The sequence below is a fragment of the Streptomyces sp. NPDC006296 genome (assembly GCF_040613235.1).
In the GTDB taxonomy this organism is placed as follows: Bacteria; Actinomycetota; Actinomycetes; order Streptomycetales; family Streptomycetaceae; genus Streptomyces.
Genome location: NZ_JBEXRT010000002.1, coordinates 241227 through 256978, shown reverse-complemented (window position 1 = coordinate 256978; position 15752 = coordinate 241227). Strand labels below are relative to the sequence as shown.

14 protein-coding genes are annotated in these 15752 nt (G+C 73.3%); 8 read left to right on the top strand and 6 right to left on the bottom strand.

Annotated elements, in window-relative coordinates:
- Window positions 1-7: 7 nt before the first annotated feature.
- Both ABZ172_RS02530 and ABZ172_RS02525 read left to right on the top strand, forming a co-directional pair.
- Window positions 8-1015, top strand: a complete 1008-nt coding sequence (locus ABZ172_RS02530) for a hypothetical protein (RefSeq protein WP_356879344.1) — start codon at window positions 8-10, stop codon at window positions 1013-1015.
- 77 nt (window positions 1016-1092) lie between these two features.
- Window positions 1093-2622 carry an amino acid permease gene (locus ABZ172_RS02525; protein ID WP_356879342.1) on the top strand — a complete coding sequence of 510 codons (1530 nt, stop codon included), beginning with the start codon at window positions 1093-1095 and terminating at the stop codon, window positions 2620-2622.
- Between the two features lie 22 nt (window positions 2623-2644).
- Here ABZ172_RS02525 and ABZ172_RS02520 read toward each other — a convergent pair whose 3' ends face one another.
- Window positions 2645-3466: a sulfite exporter TauE/SafE family protein gene (locus ABZ172_RS02520; protein ID WP_356879340.1), complete on the bottom strand. Its 822-nt coding sequence runs from the start codon at window positions 3464-3466 to the stop codon at window positions 2645-2647.
- A 153-nt stretch (window positions 3467-3619) separates the two neighbouring features.
- Here ABZ172_RS02520 and ABZ172_RS02515 point away from each other — a divergent pair, with 153 nt between their 5' ends.
- The 6 genes from ABZ172_RS02515 to ABZ172_RS02490 all read left to right on the top strand — a co-directional run bounded on the left by ABZ172_RS02515 (window position 3620) and on the right by ABZ172_RS02490 (window position 11074).
- The gene (locus tag ABZ172_RS02515) at window positions 3620-4738 is read left to right on the top strand and encodes a substrate-binding domain-containing protein (protein WP_356879338.1); all 1119 of its coding nucleotides are present in this window, start codon (window positions 3620-3622) and stop codon (window positions 4736-4738) included.
- A 102-nt stretch (window positions 4739-4840) separates the two neighbouring features.
- Complete coding sequence (locus ABZ172_RS02510) at window positions 4841-6199, top strand: extracellular solute-binding protein (RefSeq protein ID WP_356879336.1); 1359 nt, start codon at window positions 4841-4843, stop codon at window positions 6197-6199.
- Window positions 6200-6245: 46 nt separating this feature from the next.
- Window positions 6246-7244, top strand: coding sequence for a sugar ABC transporter permease (locus ABZ172_RS02505; protein WP_356879334.1), 999 nt, complete (start codon window positions 6246-6248; stop codon window positions 7242-7244).
- On the top strand, window positions 7241-8116 hold the full coding sequence (locus ABZ172_RS02500) for a carbohydrate ABC transporter permease (protein WP_356879332.1): 876 nt from the start codon (window positions 7241-7243) through the stop codon (window positions 8114-8116). Before ABZ172_RS02505 ends, ABZ172_RS02500 begins: the two co-directional genes overlap by 4 nt.
- Window positions 8117-8153: 37 nt before the next feature.
- Window positions 8154-9182, top strand: a complete 1029-nt coding sequence (locus ABZ172_RS02495) for a hydroxyacid dehydrogenase (RefSeq protein ID WP_356879330.1) — start codon at window positions 8154-8156, stop codon at window positions 9180-9182.
- Window positions 9179-11074: a DUF2264 domain-containing protein gene (locus tag ABZ172_RS02490; RefSeq protein ID WP_356879328.1), complete on the top strand. Its 1896-nt coding sequence runs from the start codon at window positions 9179-9181 to the stop codon at window positions 11072-11074. The genes ABZ172_RS02495 and ABZ172_RS02490 overlap by 4 nt, the downstream gene beginning before the upstream one ends.
- 97 nt (window positions 11075-11171) lie before the next feature.
- Here ABZ172_RS02490 and ABZ172_RS02485 read toward each other — a convergent pair whose 3' ends face one another.
- From ABZ172_RS02485 to ABZ172_RS02465, 5 genes are all read right to left on the bottom strand, one after another.
- On the bottom strand, window positions 11172-11810 hold the full coding sequence (locus tag ABZ172_RS02485) for an LUD domain-containing protein (protein WP_356879326.1): 639 nt from the start codon (window positions 11808-11810) through the stop codon (window positions 11172-11174).
- Window positions 11807-13384: a lactate utilization protein B gene (locus ABZ172_RS02480; RefSeq protein WP_356879324.1), complete on the bottom strand. Its 1578-nt coding sequence runs from the start codon at window positions 13382-13384 to the stop codon at window positions 11807-11809. Before ABZ172_RS02480 ends, ABZ172_RS02485 begins: the two co-directional genes overlap by 4 nt.
- The gene (locus ABZ172_RS02475; protein WP_356879322.1) at window positions 13381-14148 is read right to left on the bottom strand and encodes a (Fe-S)-binding protein; all 768 of its coding nucleotides are present in this window, start codon (window positions 14146-14148) and stop codon (window positions 13381-13383) included. The genes ABZ172_RS02480 and ABZ172_RS02475 overlap by 4 nt, the downstream gene beginning before the upstream one ends.
- A 168-nt stretch (window positions 14149-14316) precedes the next feature.
- The gene (locus ABZ172_RS02470) at window positions 14317-15048 is read right to left on the bottom strand and encodes an FCD domain-containing protein (protein WP_356879320.1); all 732 of its coding nucleotides are present in this window, start codon (window positions 15046-15048) and stop codon (window positions 14317-14319) included.
- 360 nt (window positions 15049-15408) lie between these two features.
- Complete coding sequence (locus ABZ172_RS02465) at window positions 15409-15687, bottom strand: hypothetical protein (RefSeq protein ID WP_356879318.1); 279 nt, start codon at window positions 15685-15687, stop codon at window positions 15409-15411.
- Window positions 15688-15752 lie beyond the last annotated feature (65 nt).

Below are 15752 nucleotides of genomic sequence, written 5' to 3'. Positions count from 1 at the left end.
CGCGCACATGGCTACCGGTGATTTTCGGCCGGTCTACCACCCCGCGGCACACGACCACGCGTTGCGCGTGGCCCTGCAGGACCTGCGCACCGGCCGCTGGCTCGCCATGCGGAACCTACTGGAGAGTACCCCGGACTGGGCGCTGTGGACCCAGCGGACCCAGGTCCTCGCGGCGGTGGCGGCGGGCTCCGACACGGTGCACGCCTGGCTCGCCGAGGAGCCCAGGAGCGTGGCGGCGACGGTGATGCACGCGCGGGTGGCGGTCGAACGGGCCGTCCGCGCCCACCGGGAGAAGCGGGCCGGCGCCCAGCAGCAGTGGCAGGACGCCTGGGAGGGGTGCCGGTCCGCCGCGCACGCCTCCCCCGCGGACCCGGTGCCCTGGGTCTGCCTCCTCGCGCTGTCCCAGCTCGACGAGGGGCAGCGCCTGGAGGAGCACCGGCTGCTGCCGCCCGGCCCCATGCTGTTCCCCGGGCCCTGGGGGCTGCTGGCCGAGGCGGACAAACGCGATCCGTTCAACCGCGAGGCCTACCACCGGATGCTGCAGTTCGTCTACGCACGGCGGGCGAGCGGCACCCTCTCGGAGGCGGTCAACTTCGTCCAGTGGGCGGCCTCCTCCGCCCCGGAGGGCTCCGCGCTCCATGTGCTGCCGCTGTACGTGCGGGTGGAGCGCTACCGCCGTGAGCGCGGCAACGAACGCGCGCTGGACCTGCACTGGGTGACCGAGGACGGGGAGCGGGACGCCCGGCGCGCGCTGCGCGTCTGGTTCGCGGCCGCCGAGCCGCCCACCCGGTCCCTGCTCGATCTCAACCATCTGGCGCACGCGCTGTGGGGGTCGCTCCGGTTCGCCGACGCGGCACCGGTGTTCCGGGCGATGGGCCCGTACTACACGTCGGTGCCGTGGGCCCACCGCACCCGCACCCCGCAGGACCCGGCAGGAGCCGAGGACGTGTTCCTCCGGGCCCGGAGCCGCTGTCTGGCGGCCGAGCACGAGCCCGGACGGGAACCGCACGGCTGACGGGCCGGCGTACGGGGCCCCACCCCCGCACCTCTCACGTCCCCCTATCCCCCATCCCCCACCTGGAGGTCGACTCCATGTCCATATCCGCCTCGAACCGATCGGGCACGGAGCCCGAACCGCACAAGGACGAGGAGCAGCGGCTCCGTGAGCTGGGCTATCAGCCCGTGCTCGCCCGGCGTATGGGCGGCTTCGGGAACTTCGCGATCAGTTTCTCCGTCATCTCGATCCTCTCCGGCTGCATGACGCTGTACGGCTTCGGCATGTCGACCGGCGGGCCCGCCGTCATGCTCTGGGGCTGGGCCGGTGTCGGCCTGTTCGTGCTCTGCGTGGGCATGGCCCTGGCCGAGGTGACCAGCGCCTATCCGACGTCGGGCGCGCTCTACTACATGGCCGACCGGCTCGGTGGCCGCAAGTGGGGCTGGTACACCGGGTGGCTGAACCTGCTCGGTCTGCTGGGCGCCATCGCCGGGATCGACTACGGGGCGGCGCTGTTCACCGGGGCGCTGCTCAACCTGCAGTGGGGGTTCGACCCCACTCCGGGGTCCACGATGGTGATCTTCCTCTGCATCCTGCTGCTGCACGCCGTGCTCAACCTCTTCGGCGTGCGGCTGGTCAGTGTCCTCAACTCGATCAGTGTGTGGTGGCACCTGGCAGGTGTGGCCGTGATCGTGACGGTGCTGGCGGTCGTGCCCTCGAACCACCAGTCGCCGTCGTTCGTCTTCACCGAGTTCGTCAACGACACCGGCTGGGAGAACCCGCTGTACGTGGCGGCGATCGGGCTGCTGCTGGCGCAGTACACCTTCTGCGGCTACGACGCCTCCGCCCACCTGTCGGAGGAGACCTCCAACGCGTCGGTGACGGCGGCCAAGGGCATCGTGCGCGCGATCTGGGCGTCGTGGATCGCCGGTTTCGTCCTGCTGGCCGGGCTGACCTTCGCCATCCAGGACTACGCGGGCGCGCAGAACAGCGCCACCGGGGTCCCGCCGGCGCAGATCCTGATCGACGCGCTCGGTACGGCCGGGGCCACCGCGATGCTGCTGATCGTCATCGCGGCCCAGCTGTTCTGCGGCAACGCCGAGGTGGCCGCCGCCAGCCGGATGGTCTTCGCGTTCAGCCGTGACAACGCCCTGCCGGGCTCCGCGCTGTGGCGCAGGGTGAGCGCCCGCACCCAGACGCCGGTGCCCGCGGTGTGGCTCTCGGTGGGCGTCGCCGCGCTGCTGGCCGTCCCCTCGCTGTACTCCGCGACCGCGTACGGAGCGGTCACGGCCATCAACGTCATCGGGATCACGCCCGCGTACGCCATCCCGATCTATCTGAAGCTGCGGGCCGGGGACCGCTTCGAGCGCGGCCCGTGGCACCTGGGCCGCTGGTCGAAGCCGATCGGCTGGATCGCCGTGGTGTGGGTCGCCCTGGTGACCGTGCTGTTCCTGCTGCCGCAGTCCTCGCCGGTGACCATCGACTCGATGAACTACGCGTCGATCGCGCTGGCCGTCGTGCTGGTCCTGGCCACGGTGTGGTGGTTCGTCGCGCGGCGTTCGTACAGCACTCCGGCCGCGTACGGGAACGCCCGCGAGCAGGCGGAGATCGCCGAGGGCATCGTCTGACCCCCACCGTCCCGGGCGGTCCTCAGAGCAGCAGCAGCTGGAGACCGCCCAGGACAGTGGCCCCGATCACGATCCGGTCGAAGAGCGTCTGGTTGATCCGTCCGACGCAGACCCGGCCGAGCCAGGCGCCCGGCAGGACGAAGAGCACGAGGGCGGCGTCGAGCAGGAGCGACCGCGCGTCGATGAGGCCGAGCCCCACGCTGAAGGGCACCTTCGAGGTGTTGACGATCAGGAAGAACCACGCCGACGTGCCCAGGAAGCCCAGCTTCCGGAAGCCCGCCGACAGCAGGTAGAGCGACATCACGGGTCCGCCGGCGTTGGCGACCATGGTGGTGAACCCGCCGAGCACCCCGTACGCCCGGGCCTTCAGCCGCCCTCCGCGCGAGGGCGCTCCGGTCTCCTCGCCGTCCGGCGGCGCTCCGGTCTCCTCCCCGTCCGGGGGCCCACCGGCCTTCTCGCCGTCCGGGGGCTGCCGGTTCGGCTCCCGCCGGCGCAGCAGGGTGACCCCCGCCATGACGAGCAGGATCGCGCCGATCGAGGTGCGTACGGCGGCGTCGCCGGCCCACGCCATGAAGGCGGTCCCGGCCGCCACACCCACCGCGACGGCGGGGAAGAGGCGCAGCAGGGTCGGCCAGTGGGCGTGCCGGCGGTAGACGAGCACGGCGAGGACGTCCCCCGCGATCAGGACCGGGAGCAGCACCCCGGTCGATTCGCGGGCCGGCAGGACGGCCGCGAAGACCGCGAGGCTGACCGTGTTGGCCCCGCTGACCGCTGTCTTCGAGAAGCCGACGAGGGTGGATGCCGCGGCGAGTGCGGCCAGGTGCCAGAGAGTGAGGGTGTCCATGCCGGATCAGATGGTAGACCGATCTCCCTCTCGGCGGATCATCGTTCCGCCTGGTGACCGCCCGGCACCCCGGGCCCTCGCTATGCTGCGTTCGCTCACGTGAACGTTCAAACGAACAACGAACAACGCACAACGGTAGGCAAGGGGGCCAGCATGCGGGAGCCGGTGGAGCTGCGGCGCAAGCGCATCCTCGCGGTGGTGCACGCGCGGGGGGCGGTCAAGGTGAGTTCGCTCGCCGACGAGCTGGACGTCTCGGCGGTCACGCTCCGGCGGGACGTGGAGGAGCTGGCCAGGACGGGGATGCTGCGGCGCGGCCACGGGGTGGTCCGGCCGGTGGGGGACGCCGGGCCGGCGACGGTACCGGCCGCGCGGAGCGGCGGACCGGCCGGGGAGGAGGCGGCGATCGCGCTGGTCGTCCCGGAGCGGCACTCGTACCTCTACGAGACCCTGCACGGCGCCCGGACCGCGCTGGAGGAGGCCGGCGCGCGGATCGCCCTGCACATCGCCCCGCAGGCGGCCGGGGCCGAACGCCCCCAGGTGGAGAGGGCGCTGGCCGCGGGGGTGCGGGGCCTGCTGATCGCCCCGCGGTGGCGCAGCGCCGAGGGTGAGAAGGCGGACTACGGCTGGCTCGCCGGGGTGGGGGTGCCGACGGTCCTGATGGAGCGTCGGCCCCGTCCCGGCAGCGCGCTGCACGCCATGGACACGGTCTGCTCCGACCACTGGTACGGGATCCATCTGGCGGTGGACCACCTGGTCTCGCTCGGCCACCGGCGGCTCGTCCTGGCCGCCAGGAACGACAGCCCGACGGCGCGTTCGCTGCGGGCCGCGTTCGCCGACGTGGCGGCGGCGAGGCCGGAGGTGGAGGACTGGTCGGTGGTGCTCAGTTCCCCGAACGCCGGTCCGGGCGAGCCCGGTTCGCGCGAGGAGGTCCCCGACCTGGCGGCGCTGCTGCGGGAGCGGGGCGCGACCGGGGCGGTCCTGCACGGCGACGAGGACGCGCTGATGCTGGTCCAGCGGCTGGCGGAGAGCGGCGTCCGGGTGCCGCGGGACTGCTCCGTGGTGGCGTACGACGACGTCGTCGCGGCCCTGGGCAGCACGGCCCTGACCGCGGTGGCGCCGCCGCGGGCGGAGATCGGACGGGCCGCGGCCGAGCTGCTCCTGCACCGGCTGTCCCGGCCCGCCGGCACCACCGGCCCGGTGCGCAGGACGGAGCTGCTCCCCCGCCTGGAGGTGCGCGGATCGACCGGAGAGGCGCCCCTTCCGAAAGTCTGATCGTTTGAACACTTCATGCTTCCTCTGATCGATCTATTGACCGCTATCGATCAGCCGATCAGTATTCCCCGTGTCTCGATTCAGGAGCCGCGGGAGGCGCACATGCCTGATCGACAGAGCCGTCGATCCGTGCTCGCCACGATCGCCGCACTGCCTCTGACGGGCGCGCTCAGCGCCTGCGGAGGTGGTGGCGGAGACACACGATCGGACAGCACGAGCAGGACCGGCAGGAACGTGGCCGGCGGGAGGACGCGCATCACCTTCTGGTCCGCCCTGCGGGGCAGCCAGGAGGTGGTGGACGCGTTCAACCGCGGACACCGCACCATCCAGGTCGATTTCCAGCAGATCCCCTCGGGTGGTCAGGGCGGTTACGCCAAACTCAGCAACGCCGCCCGGGCCGGCAACGCCCCGGACGTCGCCACGATCGAGTACCCCCAGGTGCCCGGCTTCGCCATCGACGGGGTCTGCCGCGACCTCGGCGGCCTGATGAGCGACGGTCTGCGGGCCCGACTGCTGCCGCAGGCCCTGGGGCTGACCACCTTCGAGAAGCGGGTGTTCAGCGTCCCCCTCGACATAGAGCCGATGGTGATGCACTACCGCACCGATCTCTTCGAGGAGTACGGGCTGGCCGTCCCGCGCACCTGGGAGGAGTTCGAGGCGACCGCACGGACCGTGCGCCGCAAGGGGCGCACACAGCGGATGGCGCTCTTCCCCACGGACGGCGACACCCACTTCGCGGCGTGGTCCTGGCAGGCCGGCGCCCGGTGGTTCGACACCTCGGGCGGCGCCTGGAACCTCTCGCTCGCCGACGCTCCGACCCGGCGGGTGGCCGCCTACTGGCAGCGCCTGACGGACCGGGACCTGGTCTTCATGAACGCGTCGGAGAGCCGGCAGAGCGACGCCCAGATCGCCGGCGGAGCGGTGCTCTCCCGGCTCAGCGGCGCCTGGGACGCCGGCGCGCAGATGAAGGCGCGTCCCGGCCAGCGGAAGCAGTGGGCGATCGCCCCGCTCCCCCAGTGGGACCCGGCCGATCCCGGTGTCGGCACCCACGGCGGTTCGACGTTCGCGGTGACCAGGGACAGCGCCGCCCCGGAGGCGGCCATGGAGTTCATCGAGTGGCAGGTCTCGCATCCGGACGCCCTCCGCGCCCGGCTCTCCAGCGGGGCCAGCAGCCAGTACCCGGCGGTCCCCGGGCTGGTCGACGTGGGCCGGGAGGCCTTCGACCGCACCTACTACGGCGGCCAGGACATCTACTCCCTCTTCGAGCGGGAGGCGCTCAAGATCCGCCCGGGCTGGACCTGGGGTCCCCGGATGTCGGCGACCGGCCGGCTCATGAAGGACGGGTTCGCCCGGGCCGGCGGCGGCCGGGGCGACATCATCGGCGCGGTCCGCGCCGCCGAGGAGGGCACCGTGCCGGACCTCAAGGCGCTCGGCCTGTCCACCAGCAGGAACTCCACCTGATGCCGCGACAGCGGCCCACCGTCCAGCCGAGAGGCAGGTGACACCCTTGACCAGCGCCACCCCCGTCTCCGCCGCCGCGGAGACAACCGCGCGCCCGGCGCCGGACCGCCCCGCCCGCACCGCGCCGGCGCCCGCCGTCCGCGGATCCGCCCGCCGTCGTGAACTGGGCGCCTGCGGCGTCCTGATGACGCCCTTCTTCGCCCTCATGGCGACCGTCTTCCTGATCCCGGTCGGCACCGCCGTGTATCTGAGCTTCTTCAGCGACGACCAGCCGGGGCTCGGCTTCGGCCCGGAGCGCACGGTCTTCGCAGGACTGCGCAACTACACCGCGGTCGTGACCGACCCGACGTTCCTCGGCGGTCTGGGCGTCGTCGCCCTGTACTGCCTGATCTACATCCCGCTGATGGTGGCGGGCGCCCTCGTGCTCGCCCTGCTGCTCGACTCCGGTGCGGTGCGGCTGCGCGGCAGCGCCCAGCTCGCGCTCTTCCTGCCGCACGCGGTGCCCGGCATCATCGCCGCCCTGATCTGGCTCTACCTGTACACGCCCGGGATCAGTCCGGTCATCGACGTACTCGGCAGGGCCGACATCACCGTCGACTTCCTGGGCGTGCACACCGTGCTGCCCTCCATCGTGAACATCGCGCTCTGGAGCAACCTCGGTTACAACATGGTGGTGTTCTACGCGGCCCTGCAGGCCGTCCCCCGCGAGGTGATCGAGGCCTCGGTCGTCGACGGCGCCGGACCGGTCCGCACGGCCCTCCAGGTCAAGACGCCCCTGGTGCGCTCCTCGATCGTGATGGTGGCGATGTTCACCCTGATCTTCGCGCTCCAGCTCTTCACCGAACCGGTCCTGCTCAGCCAGTCCACCCCGATGATCAACTCGCGCTTCTCGCCCAGCATGTACATCTACGACGCCGCCTTCACCCGGAACAACTACGGCCTCGCCGCCGCGGCCTCGGTCGTCCTGCTCCTGTGCACGGTCGCCCTCTCCTGGGGCGTCACCCGCTGGACCAACCGCGCCGGCACCGAGGAGGGGGCCCGATGAACGCCTCGAACGCGTCCCGCGCCGCCGCACCGGGGCGGCCCCGGCTGCTGGGCCGGGCCGTCGTCAACCTCGTGGTCGGCATCTCGGTGCTCTACACCCTGCTGCCCGTGCTGTGGCTGGTCCTGGCCTCCACCAAGAACCGGGACGCCCTCTTCAGCAGCAACGTGCTGTCGCTGACCGACTTCTCGTTCGTCCGGAACCTGACGGACCTCTTCGCCATGGACGGCGGTCTGTACGGGCGCTGGTACGGCAACAGCCTGCTGTACGCGGTGCTCGGGGCGGCGCTCGGCGCGCTGATCAGCATCGCGTGCGGCTACGCCTTCGACAAGTACCGCTTCGCGCACAAGGAGAAGCTCTTCGGCCTGGTGCTGGCCGCCGTCATGGTCCCGCAGACGGTGCTCGCCCTGCCGCTCTACCTGATGGCCTCGGGTGCCGGGCTGGTGAACACCTTCTGGGCCGTCTTCGTCCCCGTCCTGTTCAACCCGTTCGGGGTGTACCTCGGCCGGATCTTCAGTCAGGGGTACGTGCCCGACGAGGTGCTGGAGGCCGCGCGGGTGGACGGCGCGGGCGAACTGGCCGCCTACCTCAGGGTGGCGCTGCGGATGCTGGGTCCCGGGCTGGTGACCGTGTTCCTCTTCCAGCTCACGGCGATCTGGAACAACTTCTTCCTGCCCATGGTGATGCTGTCCGACCAGGACCTCTATCCGGTCAGCCTCGGCCTGTACTCCTGGAACAGCTCCGCGTCCGTGTCCCCCGAGTACTACCCCGCCGTCATCATGGGCTCGCTGCTCGCGGTGCTGCCCCTGATCCTCGCCTTCGCCCTGCTCCAGCGTTTCTGGCGCTCCGGGCTGACGGCGGGTGCCGTCAAGTAGCCGTGCCGCCCCACCCGGACCACCGGACAGGAGAACCATGCCCAGTACTCCCCCCGCACCCCGCCGGCCGCGCGCCGCGATCGCCATGGGAGCGGACGCCGCGGCCGCGGTGCTCTCCCCCGACTCCCTGGCGGCGCTGGCCGGGGTGTGCGCCCTGGCGCCGCTGCCCGTGATCGACGACTTCACGACCGTGGCGGCCCGGAGGGTGCTCGCGGACACGGAGGTCCTGGTCACCGGCTGGGGCTGCCCGCCGCTCGACGCGGAGGTGCTGGCCGCCGCCCCCGCGCTGCGGGCCGTCGTGCACACGGCGGGCACGGTGCGCGGGCACGTCACCGACGCCTGCTGGGACCGGGGCATCGAGGTGTCGTCGGCCGCGGCGGCCAACGCCCTGCCGGTCGCGGAGTACACCCTGGCCATGATCCTGCTGTCCGGCAAGCGCGTGCTGGAGCGGGCCCGTGACCTCCGCGCGAGCCGGGTGCGCGACGCCTGGCTCACGGCCCCCTCCGACGTGGGCAACTACCGCCGGACGGTGGGGCTCCTGTCCGCCTCCCTGATCGGCCGCCGGGTGATCGACCTGCTGCGCCCCTACGACCTGCGGGTGCTGCTCCACGACCCGTACGTCACGGACGAGGAGGCCGCCGCGCTCGGCGTCCGCCCCGTCCCCCTGGCCGATCTCTTCGCGGAGAGCGACGTGGTCAGCGTGCACACGCCGCTGCTGCCGGCGACCACGGGGCTCGTCAGCCGTGCGCTCCTCACGTCGATGCGGCCCGACGCCGTGCTGATCAACACCTCACGGGGCGCGGTGGTCGACCAGGACGCCCTCACCGACGTCCTGCGGGCGGAGCGGATCCGTGCGGTGCTCGACGTCACCGACCCGGACCCGCTGCCGGCGGACCATCCGCTGTGGGACTGCGGCAACGCCCTCCTCACCCCCCATCTCGCGGGCTCCCAGGGCAACGAGCTGCGGAGGCTGGCCGACCTCGCGGTCGGCGAGGTCGCCCGCTGGGCCGCGGGCGACGGCTTCGCCCATCCCGTACGACGCGAAAGGCTGGCCTTCCTCGCATGAGCTCCCTCCCCTTCCCGCTCCCCTCCGAGGACCGCGCGACGAGCCCGTACACCGGCTACACCCGGGCGCACTGGGAGGCGGTCGCGGACGGGCTGCTGCACGCCGCCTGGACGTGGGCGACGCCCGGCCGCGCCCTGCTCGACCTGCCCGGCCGCCCCTCGCGTTCCGGGGTGCGGTCCGACGGACTGGAGGGCTACGCCCGGACGTTCCTCACCGCCGCCTTCCGGGTCGCCGGTGCCGACGGCCGGGACCCGCACCACTGGCTGGAGCGGTACGCCGACGGGCTCGCCGCCGGGACCCGTACGGCCGGGCGGGACGACGCCGAGTCCTGGCCGCTGATCCTGGACCACACGGTGGCCGGCCAGCCGATGGTGGAGTCGGCGTCGGTGGCGATCGGCCTACGGCTGACCCGCCCCTGGCTCTGGGACCGGCTGGACGGCGCCGTGCAGGACCGGGCCGAGGAGTGGCTGCGCGGCGCCCTGCGGCACACTCCCGCGCCCAACAACTGGTACCTGTTCCCGTACTCCGTCGCCGGTTTCCTGGAGTCGGTGGGCCGGGGCGACGCGGAGACGGCCGCGGCCCGGCGGCGGGCGCTCGACCTGCTGGAGGTCTGGTACCGCGGCGAGGGCTGGTACGCCGACGGGGACGGCCGCGCCTTCGACCACTACAACGGCTGGGCCCTGCACCTGTATCCGGTGCTGGACGCCTACCTCTCGGGCGACCCGGAGGCGTCCGCGCTGTACGGCGCGCGGCTGAGCGAGCACCTGGAGAGCTTCTCCCTGATGTTCGGTGCGGACGGTGCGCCGCTGCACTTCGGGCGTTCCCTGACCTACCGGTTCGCCGCGGGCGCGGCGGTCGGGATGGGCGCGGTGTCCGGGCACACCCCGCTGGCCCCGGGCGTCTCGCGGCGGCTGGTCAGCGGCGCGCTCCGGTACTTCCTGGAGCGCGGCTCGGCCGGGGACGACGGTCTGCTGAGTCTGGGCTGGCACGGCCCGCACGAGGCGACGCTCCAGGTGTACTCCGGCCCGTCGTCGCCGTACTGGGCGTCCAAGGCCTTCGTGTCGCTGCTCGCACCGGCGGAGCACCCGCTGTGGACGGCGCAGGAGGAGCCCGCCCCGAGCGAGGTCCGGGACCGGGTGCTGTCGCTCCCGTCGCCGGGCCTGCTGGTGCAGTCGACGCGGGCGGACGGTGTCGTGCGCCTGCACAACCACGGCAGCGACCACGTCCGGCCGCACGAGGGCGAGACCGCCGATGTGGCGGACCCGCTGTACGCCCGCCTCGCCTATTCGACGGCGACCGGCCCCACGGCGTCCGCGAACACCGCGGACAACCACCTGTCGGTGCGGATCGGGGGCGTCCGCAGCAGCCGGGTCCGGATCCGTCCGCTGGGTGCGGGTCACGGGGACGGCTGGGGCTGGGCGGCGTCCTGGCACGTCCCGGTCTTCCCGGACGGCCCGCCGACGGTCCCGGGCCTGCGGGTGGAGAGCGTGACCGTGGTGCGGGGACGGTACGAGCTGCGGGTGCACCGGATCCTGGGCGCGCCCCCGGGAGCACGCGCCGAGGAGACGGGCTGGGCGACCGGTCCGGACGGCGGGGTCGGGTCCGCGCTGCACGGGCTGCACGGCTGGACGGACCGGGAGGACGTACGGGCGCCGCAAGGCACGGCGTTCGCGCGGTGGGCGGTCCTGCCCCGGCTCGGCGCCGGTGTCGAGGGGACGGAACTCCTGGTAGCCCTGGCCTCCCTGACGGCGGAGCAGGACCCGGCTCCGCTCGCCGGGGCCGTGAGCGGGGTGCGGGTGACGGGCGCCACGGTCGAGGTCACCTGGGCGGACGACGGGGCCCGGACCCGGGTCGGCTTCGCCCCTCCGGAGGTCACCCACCGGGCCGGGTGAGCGGGGCCGCGCGGCCCCGTGCGGTGAGCCGGGGCCCTACGGCTGCCCGCCGGGGCCGGTGGGCCGGGGCCGCGCTCGGGCGCCGGGCGGGAGGTGCTCAGACGTCGGTGCGGATCACCACGGCGAGGGTGCGGGGGCCGTGCACGCCCTCCACCCGCTCCAGTTCGATGTCCGACGTGGCAGACGGCCCGCTGATCAGGGTGGTCGGCCTCCCCGGCACCAGCCGGGCGACCGCCTCCGGGACACCGGCCACGACCGAGGAGAGGTCCACGACGCACACATGGACGTCGGGGACGAGCGACAGGGCGCGGCGGCCTTGGTCGGGCGAGCCGTCCAGGAAGATCGTGCCGGTCTCCGCGCAGCTGACCGCGGAGGCCGTCACCACCGCGTCGAGTGCGTCGAGGCTCGGTGCGGGGATGTCCGCCGAGTCCCGGCGCACCTCACCGTCATGGGCGGCGAGCCACTGTTCGTCCAGTCCGTCCGGGACGCCGATCCGGCGTGCGCCGCGCTCGCGCAGGACGCCGGCGATCACCTCGGCCGTGCGGTCGGCGGTGCAGGGGTGGACCGTCGCCCGGTAGTCGACGAGCCGGCCGGTGAGCAGCGCGAGGCGTTCACCGTCCGGGAGCGACCGGCCCGTGCGGTAGGCGCGGGGGACAGAGATGTCGGGGGCGGGCGCGAGGGCCAGGGCGTCCCTGATCCGGCCGAGCACCGTCTCGCGTGCGGTGGGAGTGGTCACCGGTCCTCCTCGGGGTGCTCGGCGGCGGGGGTCACGCCTTCCTCGGGGTGCTCGGCGGCGGGGGTCACGCCTTCCTCGGCCGCGGCCCGCATCGTCGCCGCGCCCTCCGGCGACGCCAGCCAGGCCCGGAAGGACTGCCGGGGCGGAGCCGCGGTGTCCCGGCTGTCGCTCCAGCCGCTGAGCGGGGCCGGCAGCCGGGAGATCGTGCCGTCGCGCCCGCCGGCGGCCCGGCCGAGGCCCGCGGCCTTCTGGGCCGCGGTGAAGAGCCGTGGACTCCGCATCACCCCGGCCGCCGCCTTCATCGCCAGCTTCTCCGCCGTGATTCCGGACTCCTCGGTGTGCTGGTGGCGCAGTTCGACCAGCATCGATGGAATGTCGATCTTCACCGGACAGGCGTCGTAGCAGGCGCCGCAGAGGCTGGAGGCGTACGGCAGCGAGCTGTTGGGGTCGTTCTTCGCCGCGTGCATCCCGGCGAGCTGCGGGGTGAGGACGGCGCCGATCGGGCCGGGGTAGGTCGATCCGTAGGCGTGGCCGCCGGTCCGTTCGTACACCGGGCAGACGTTGAGGCAGGCCGAGCAGCGGATGCAGTTCAGCGCCTCGCGGCCGAGCGCGTCGGCGAGCGCGGCGGTGCGTCCGTTGTCCAGCAGGACGAGGTGGAAGTCCTGCGGCCCGTCGCCCGGGGTCACGCCCGTCCACAGGGAGGTGTACGGGTTCATCCGCTCGCCGGTCGAGGACCGGGGCAGCAGCTGGAGGAAGACCTCCAGGTCCTGGTGGCGCGGCAGCACCTTCTCGATGCCCATCACGGTGATGAGGGTGTCGGGCAGGGTGAGGCACATCCGGCCGTTGCCCTCCGACTCGACCACGGTCAGGGTGCCGGTCTCGGCGATGCCGAAGTTGGCGCCGGACACGGCGACCCTGGTCGTCATGAACTTCTCGCGCAGATAGGCGCGGGCGGCTGCGGCGAGGTGGGCGGGCACGTTGTCGAGATCCGGGTCGACGCCGGGGAGCTCGTCGAGGAAGATCTGCCGGATCTCGTCGCGGTTGCGGTGGATCGCGGGCACCAGGATGTGCGACGGCCTGTCGTCGGCGAGCTGGACGATGAGTTCGGCGAGGTCGGTCTCGTGGGGGGTGATGCCGGCGGCCTCGAGGTGCTCGTTGAGGCCGATCTCCTGGGTGGCCATCGACTTGACCTTGATGACGTCGCTGCTGCCGGTCGCCCGGACCAGCCGGGTGACGATCTCGTTGGCCTCGGCGCCGTCGCGTGCCCAGTGGACGGTGCCGCCGCGCTCGGTGACCTTGCGCTCCAGCTGTTCGAGGAGCTCGGGGAGCCGGTTCATGGTGTCGGTCTTGATCGCCGATCCGGCCTCGCGCAGGCTTTCCCAGTCGGGGAGTTCGCCGGTGACGGCGAGGCGTTTGGCGCGGATGGTGCGGGTGGCCCTGCCGAGGTTGCGGCGCAGCTGCTCGTTGCGGAGTTCGTCGTGCGCCGCCTCGGGGAACGTCCGCTCGCCGCGCAGGTTCCCCGTGCCGTACGGGGAGCGGGGCGGGGCTGCGGGCATGCCGAGGAACGTGCTCATCGGGCGGCCTCCTTCAGGGCGTACGGCGCGGTGCGGGTGGATCCGAGGATCTGGGCCAGGTGCAGGGTGCGCGTACCGGACCTGATGCGGGAGAGCCCGCCGCCGATGTGCATCAGGCAGGAGGAGTCGCCGGCGGTGCACACCTCGGCCCCCGTCCCGGAGATGTGCCGCATCTTGTCCTGGAGCATGGCGGTGGAGGTCTCGGCGTTCTTGACGGCGAAGGTCCCGCCGAAGCCGCAGCAGGAGTCGGCCTCCGGGAGCTCGACCAGGTCGATCCCCTCGACGGCGCGCAGGAGGTGCAGCGGCTTGTCGCCGACCCGGAGCAGGCGCAGGGAGTGGCAGGTGGGGTGATAGGTGACGCGGTGCGGGAAGTACGCGCCGACCCGGGTGACCCCGAGGACGTCGACGAGGAGTTCGGAGAGCTCGTACGTCTTGGCACGGACCGCGGCCACCCCGGCGCGCAGCGCGGCGTCCCCGTAGCGTTCGGCGACGAGGGCGTGCTGGTGGCGGACCGAACCGGCGCAGGACCCGGACGGCATGACGACGGCGTCGATCGAGGGGTCGCCGAACTGCTCGGCGAAGTTGCGCACCAGGGGCACCGGCTCGCGCTGGTAGCCGGTGTTGACGTGCATCTGACCGCAGCAGGTCTGGTCCGGCGGGAAGACCACCTCGTGCCCCAGGCGGGCGAGCAGCACCGCGGTGGATCGCACCGCCTCCGGGAAGAGGGTGTCTCCCAGGCAGGTGGCGAAGAGTCCGACGCGCATGGGACCTCCTCGGTCGTTTAAGGTCGGACCATACTAGCCTCGGTCCGCACGGGGAAGCCCGCGCACGGAGCGGGCGGGACGCGAACGGGAGCGGGGACGGTGCGCATGCACCGTCCCCGCTCCCTTCCTGCTCCTCCTCCCGCGCGCGCTCCGCGGCGGGCGCGCCCCCTACGGGGAGTCGTTCTCGTCGACCAGGGTGCCGTGCAGGCCCCTGATGTGCGCCTCGACCAGGTCCGCGGCCTCGGTCCCGCGCCCCTCGCGCACCAGCCGCAGCAGCCGTGCGTGCTCGGCGTTGAGCGCGCCCGCCGTCGCCGGCCAGTCGTCGGAGGCCTCCAGCGCCCGCAGGATGAGCGGGCGGACGGATTCGCGGACCGCCGAGGTGAGCGTGGAGGTGAGCGCGTTGCCGGAGCTCTCGGCGATCAGGACGTGGAACCGGGTGTCGAGGTCGTTGAAGTCGGCCACCCCCACGCCCGGTTCGCCCATCCGCCGGACGAGCTCCGCCGCCGCGTCGAGGTCCTCGGCACGGGCGTGCCGGGCGGCGGCCTCCCAGCTGGAGCGCTCCAGGACGACCCGCGCCTCCAGCACGTCGTGCAGGCTGTAGCTGCCGAGCGCGAAGTGCAGGCGCAACAGGCGGCCGAGCGCGTCGTCGGGGTTGCGCACGATGCGCGCCCCGGAGTCCGGGCCGCGGCCGGGCTGGGCGACCAGGACACCGATGGTCTCCAGCACCCTGAGCGCCTCCCGCAGCGCGGAGCGGCTGACGCCGAGCACGGGCGCGAGTTCACGCTCGGCGGGCAGCCGGTCGCCCGCCTTGAGCTCTCCGGAGAGGACCCGCTCCTCGATGCTCTGGAGGACGAGCTCATGGGTACGGGCCTGCCGCACGGGCTGCCACTCGACGGGCATCCGCCACTCCCTGCTCCGGGTGATACGTCTGGCCCGACTATGTCACACAGCGTGTGTGGTCGGACCAAAGCACGGAGGGCGGGCGGCGGGGCGGGGCTGCCGGGCGGCGGGCTCCTGGGCACCTCGCCGTCCGAGGCCGGCGGTGGGCTCCCGGCACGCCGTCCGGCCTCCCCGGCGTCGAACCCGGCGTCGAACCCGGCGGCGGGCCCGGCGGCGGGCCCGGCACGGCCGCCCGCCCGCTCGCACGGCCGGAGCCCGGCGGACCCCCGGTGCCTCCGCGGCCCCGGAGCCCGGTGGATCCAGGGCCGCGGTGGCCGCCCCGCGCCGCAGCGGGGTCCCCGGGCCCCGTGGCCCCGTGCCTCAGCGGGTCCCCGGTACGCCGCCCCGCCGGCCGCGCCGCTGCGGGTCGAGCAGCTGGGCCGCCATCCCCGCCACCACCAGGCCGGCGGCGATGAGGAGGCCGTGGCCGATGAAGATGCCGGCCAGCAGTCCGACGACTCCGACGGCGAGCCACAGCCAGGTCGTCGGGCCGGGGCGGAAGGTGCGCGAGGGCGGTTTCCCGGGGACGTCGGCGGATGCGGAGGCGTCCCTGCGGAGCCGGTCCTCGAAACCGTGCGGCCGCTCGTCGTGGTACAGCATGGTGACTCCCTCCCGTGTCGGACGGACCGGACGGACCGAAATCCTCCGGATCCGGTTCCATCGTC

Bases quoted from the DNA above. Each gene is read 5' to 3' on its own strand.
- ABZ172_RS02530 (WP_356879344.1), top strand. From the start codon at position 8: ATGGCTACCGGTGATTTTCGGCCGGTCTACCACCCCGCGGCACACGAC.
- ABZ172_RS02525 (WP_356879342.1), top strand. From the start codon at position 1,093: ATGTCCATATCCGCCTCGAACCGATCGGGCACGGAGCCCGAACCGCAC.
- ABZ172_RS02520 (WP_356879340.1), bottom strand. From the start codon at position 3,466: ATGGACACCCTCACTCTCTGGCACCTGGCCGCACTCGCCGCGGCATCC.
- ABZ172_RS02515 (WP_356879338.1), top strand. From the start codon at position 3,620: ATGCGGGAGCCGGTGGAGCTGCGGCGCAAGCGCATCCTCGCGGTGGTG.
- ABZ172_RS02510 (WP_356879336.1), top strand. From the start codon at position 4,841: ATGCCTGATCGACAGAGCCGTCGATCCGTGCTCGCCACGATCGCCGCA.
- ABZ172_RS02500 (WP_356879332.1), top strand. From the start codon at position 7,241: ATGAACGCCTCGAACGCGTCCCGCGCCGCCGCACCGGGGCGGCCCCGG.
- ABZ172_RS02495 (WP_356879330.1), top strand. From the start codon at position 8,154: ATGCCCAGTACTCCCCCCGCACCCCGCCGGCCGCGCGCCGCGATCGCC.
- ABZ172_RS02490 (WP_356879328.1), top strand. From the start codon at position 9,179: ATGAGCTCCCTCCCCTTCCCGCTCCCCTCCGAGGACCGCGCGACGAGC.
- ABZ172_RS02480 (WP_356879324.1), bottom strand. From the start codon at position 13,384: ATGAGCACGTTCCTCGGCATGCCCGCAGCCCCGCCCCGCTCCCCGTAC.
- ABZ172_RS02475 (WP_356879322.1), bottom strand. From the start codon at position 14,148: ATGCGCGTCGGACTCTTCGCCACCTGCCTGGGAGACACCCTCTTCCCG.
- ABZ172_RS02470 (WP_356879320.1), bottom strand. From the start codon at position 15,048: ATGCCCGTCGAGTGGCAGCCCGTGCGGCAGGCCCGTACCCATGAGCTC.
- ABZ172_RS02465 (WP_356879318.1), bottom strand. From the start codon at position 15,687: ATGCTGTACCACGACGAGCGGCCGCACGGTTTCGAGGACCGGCTCCGC.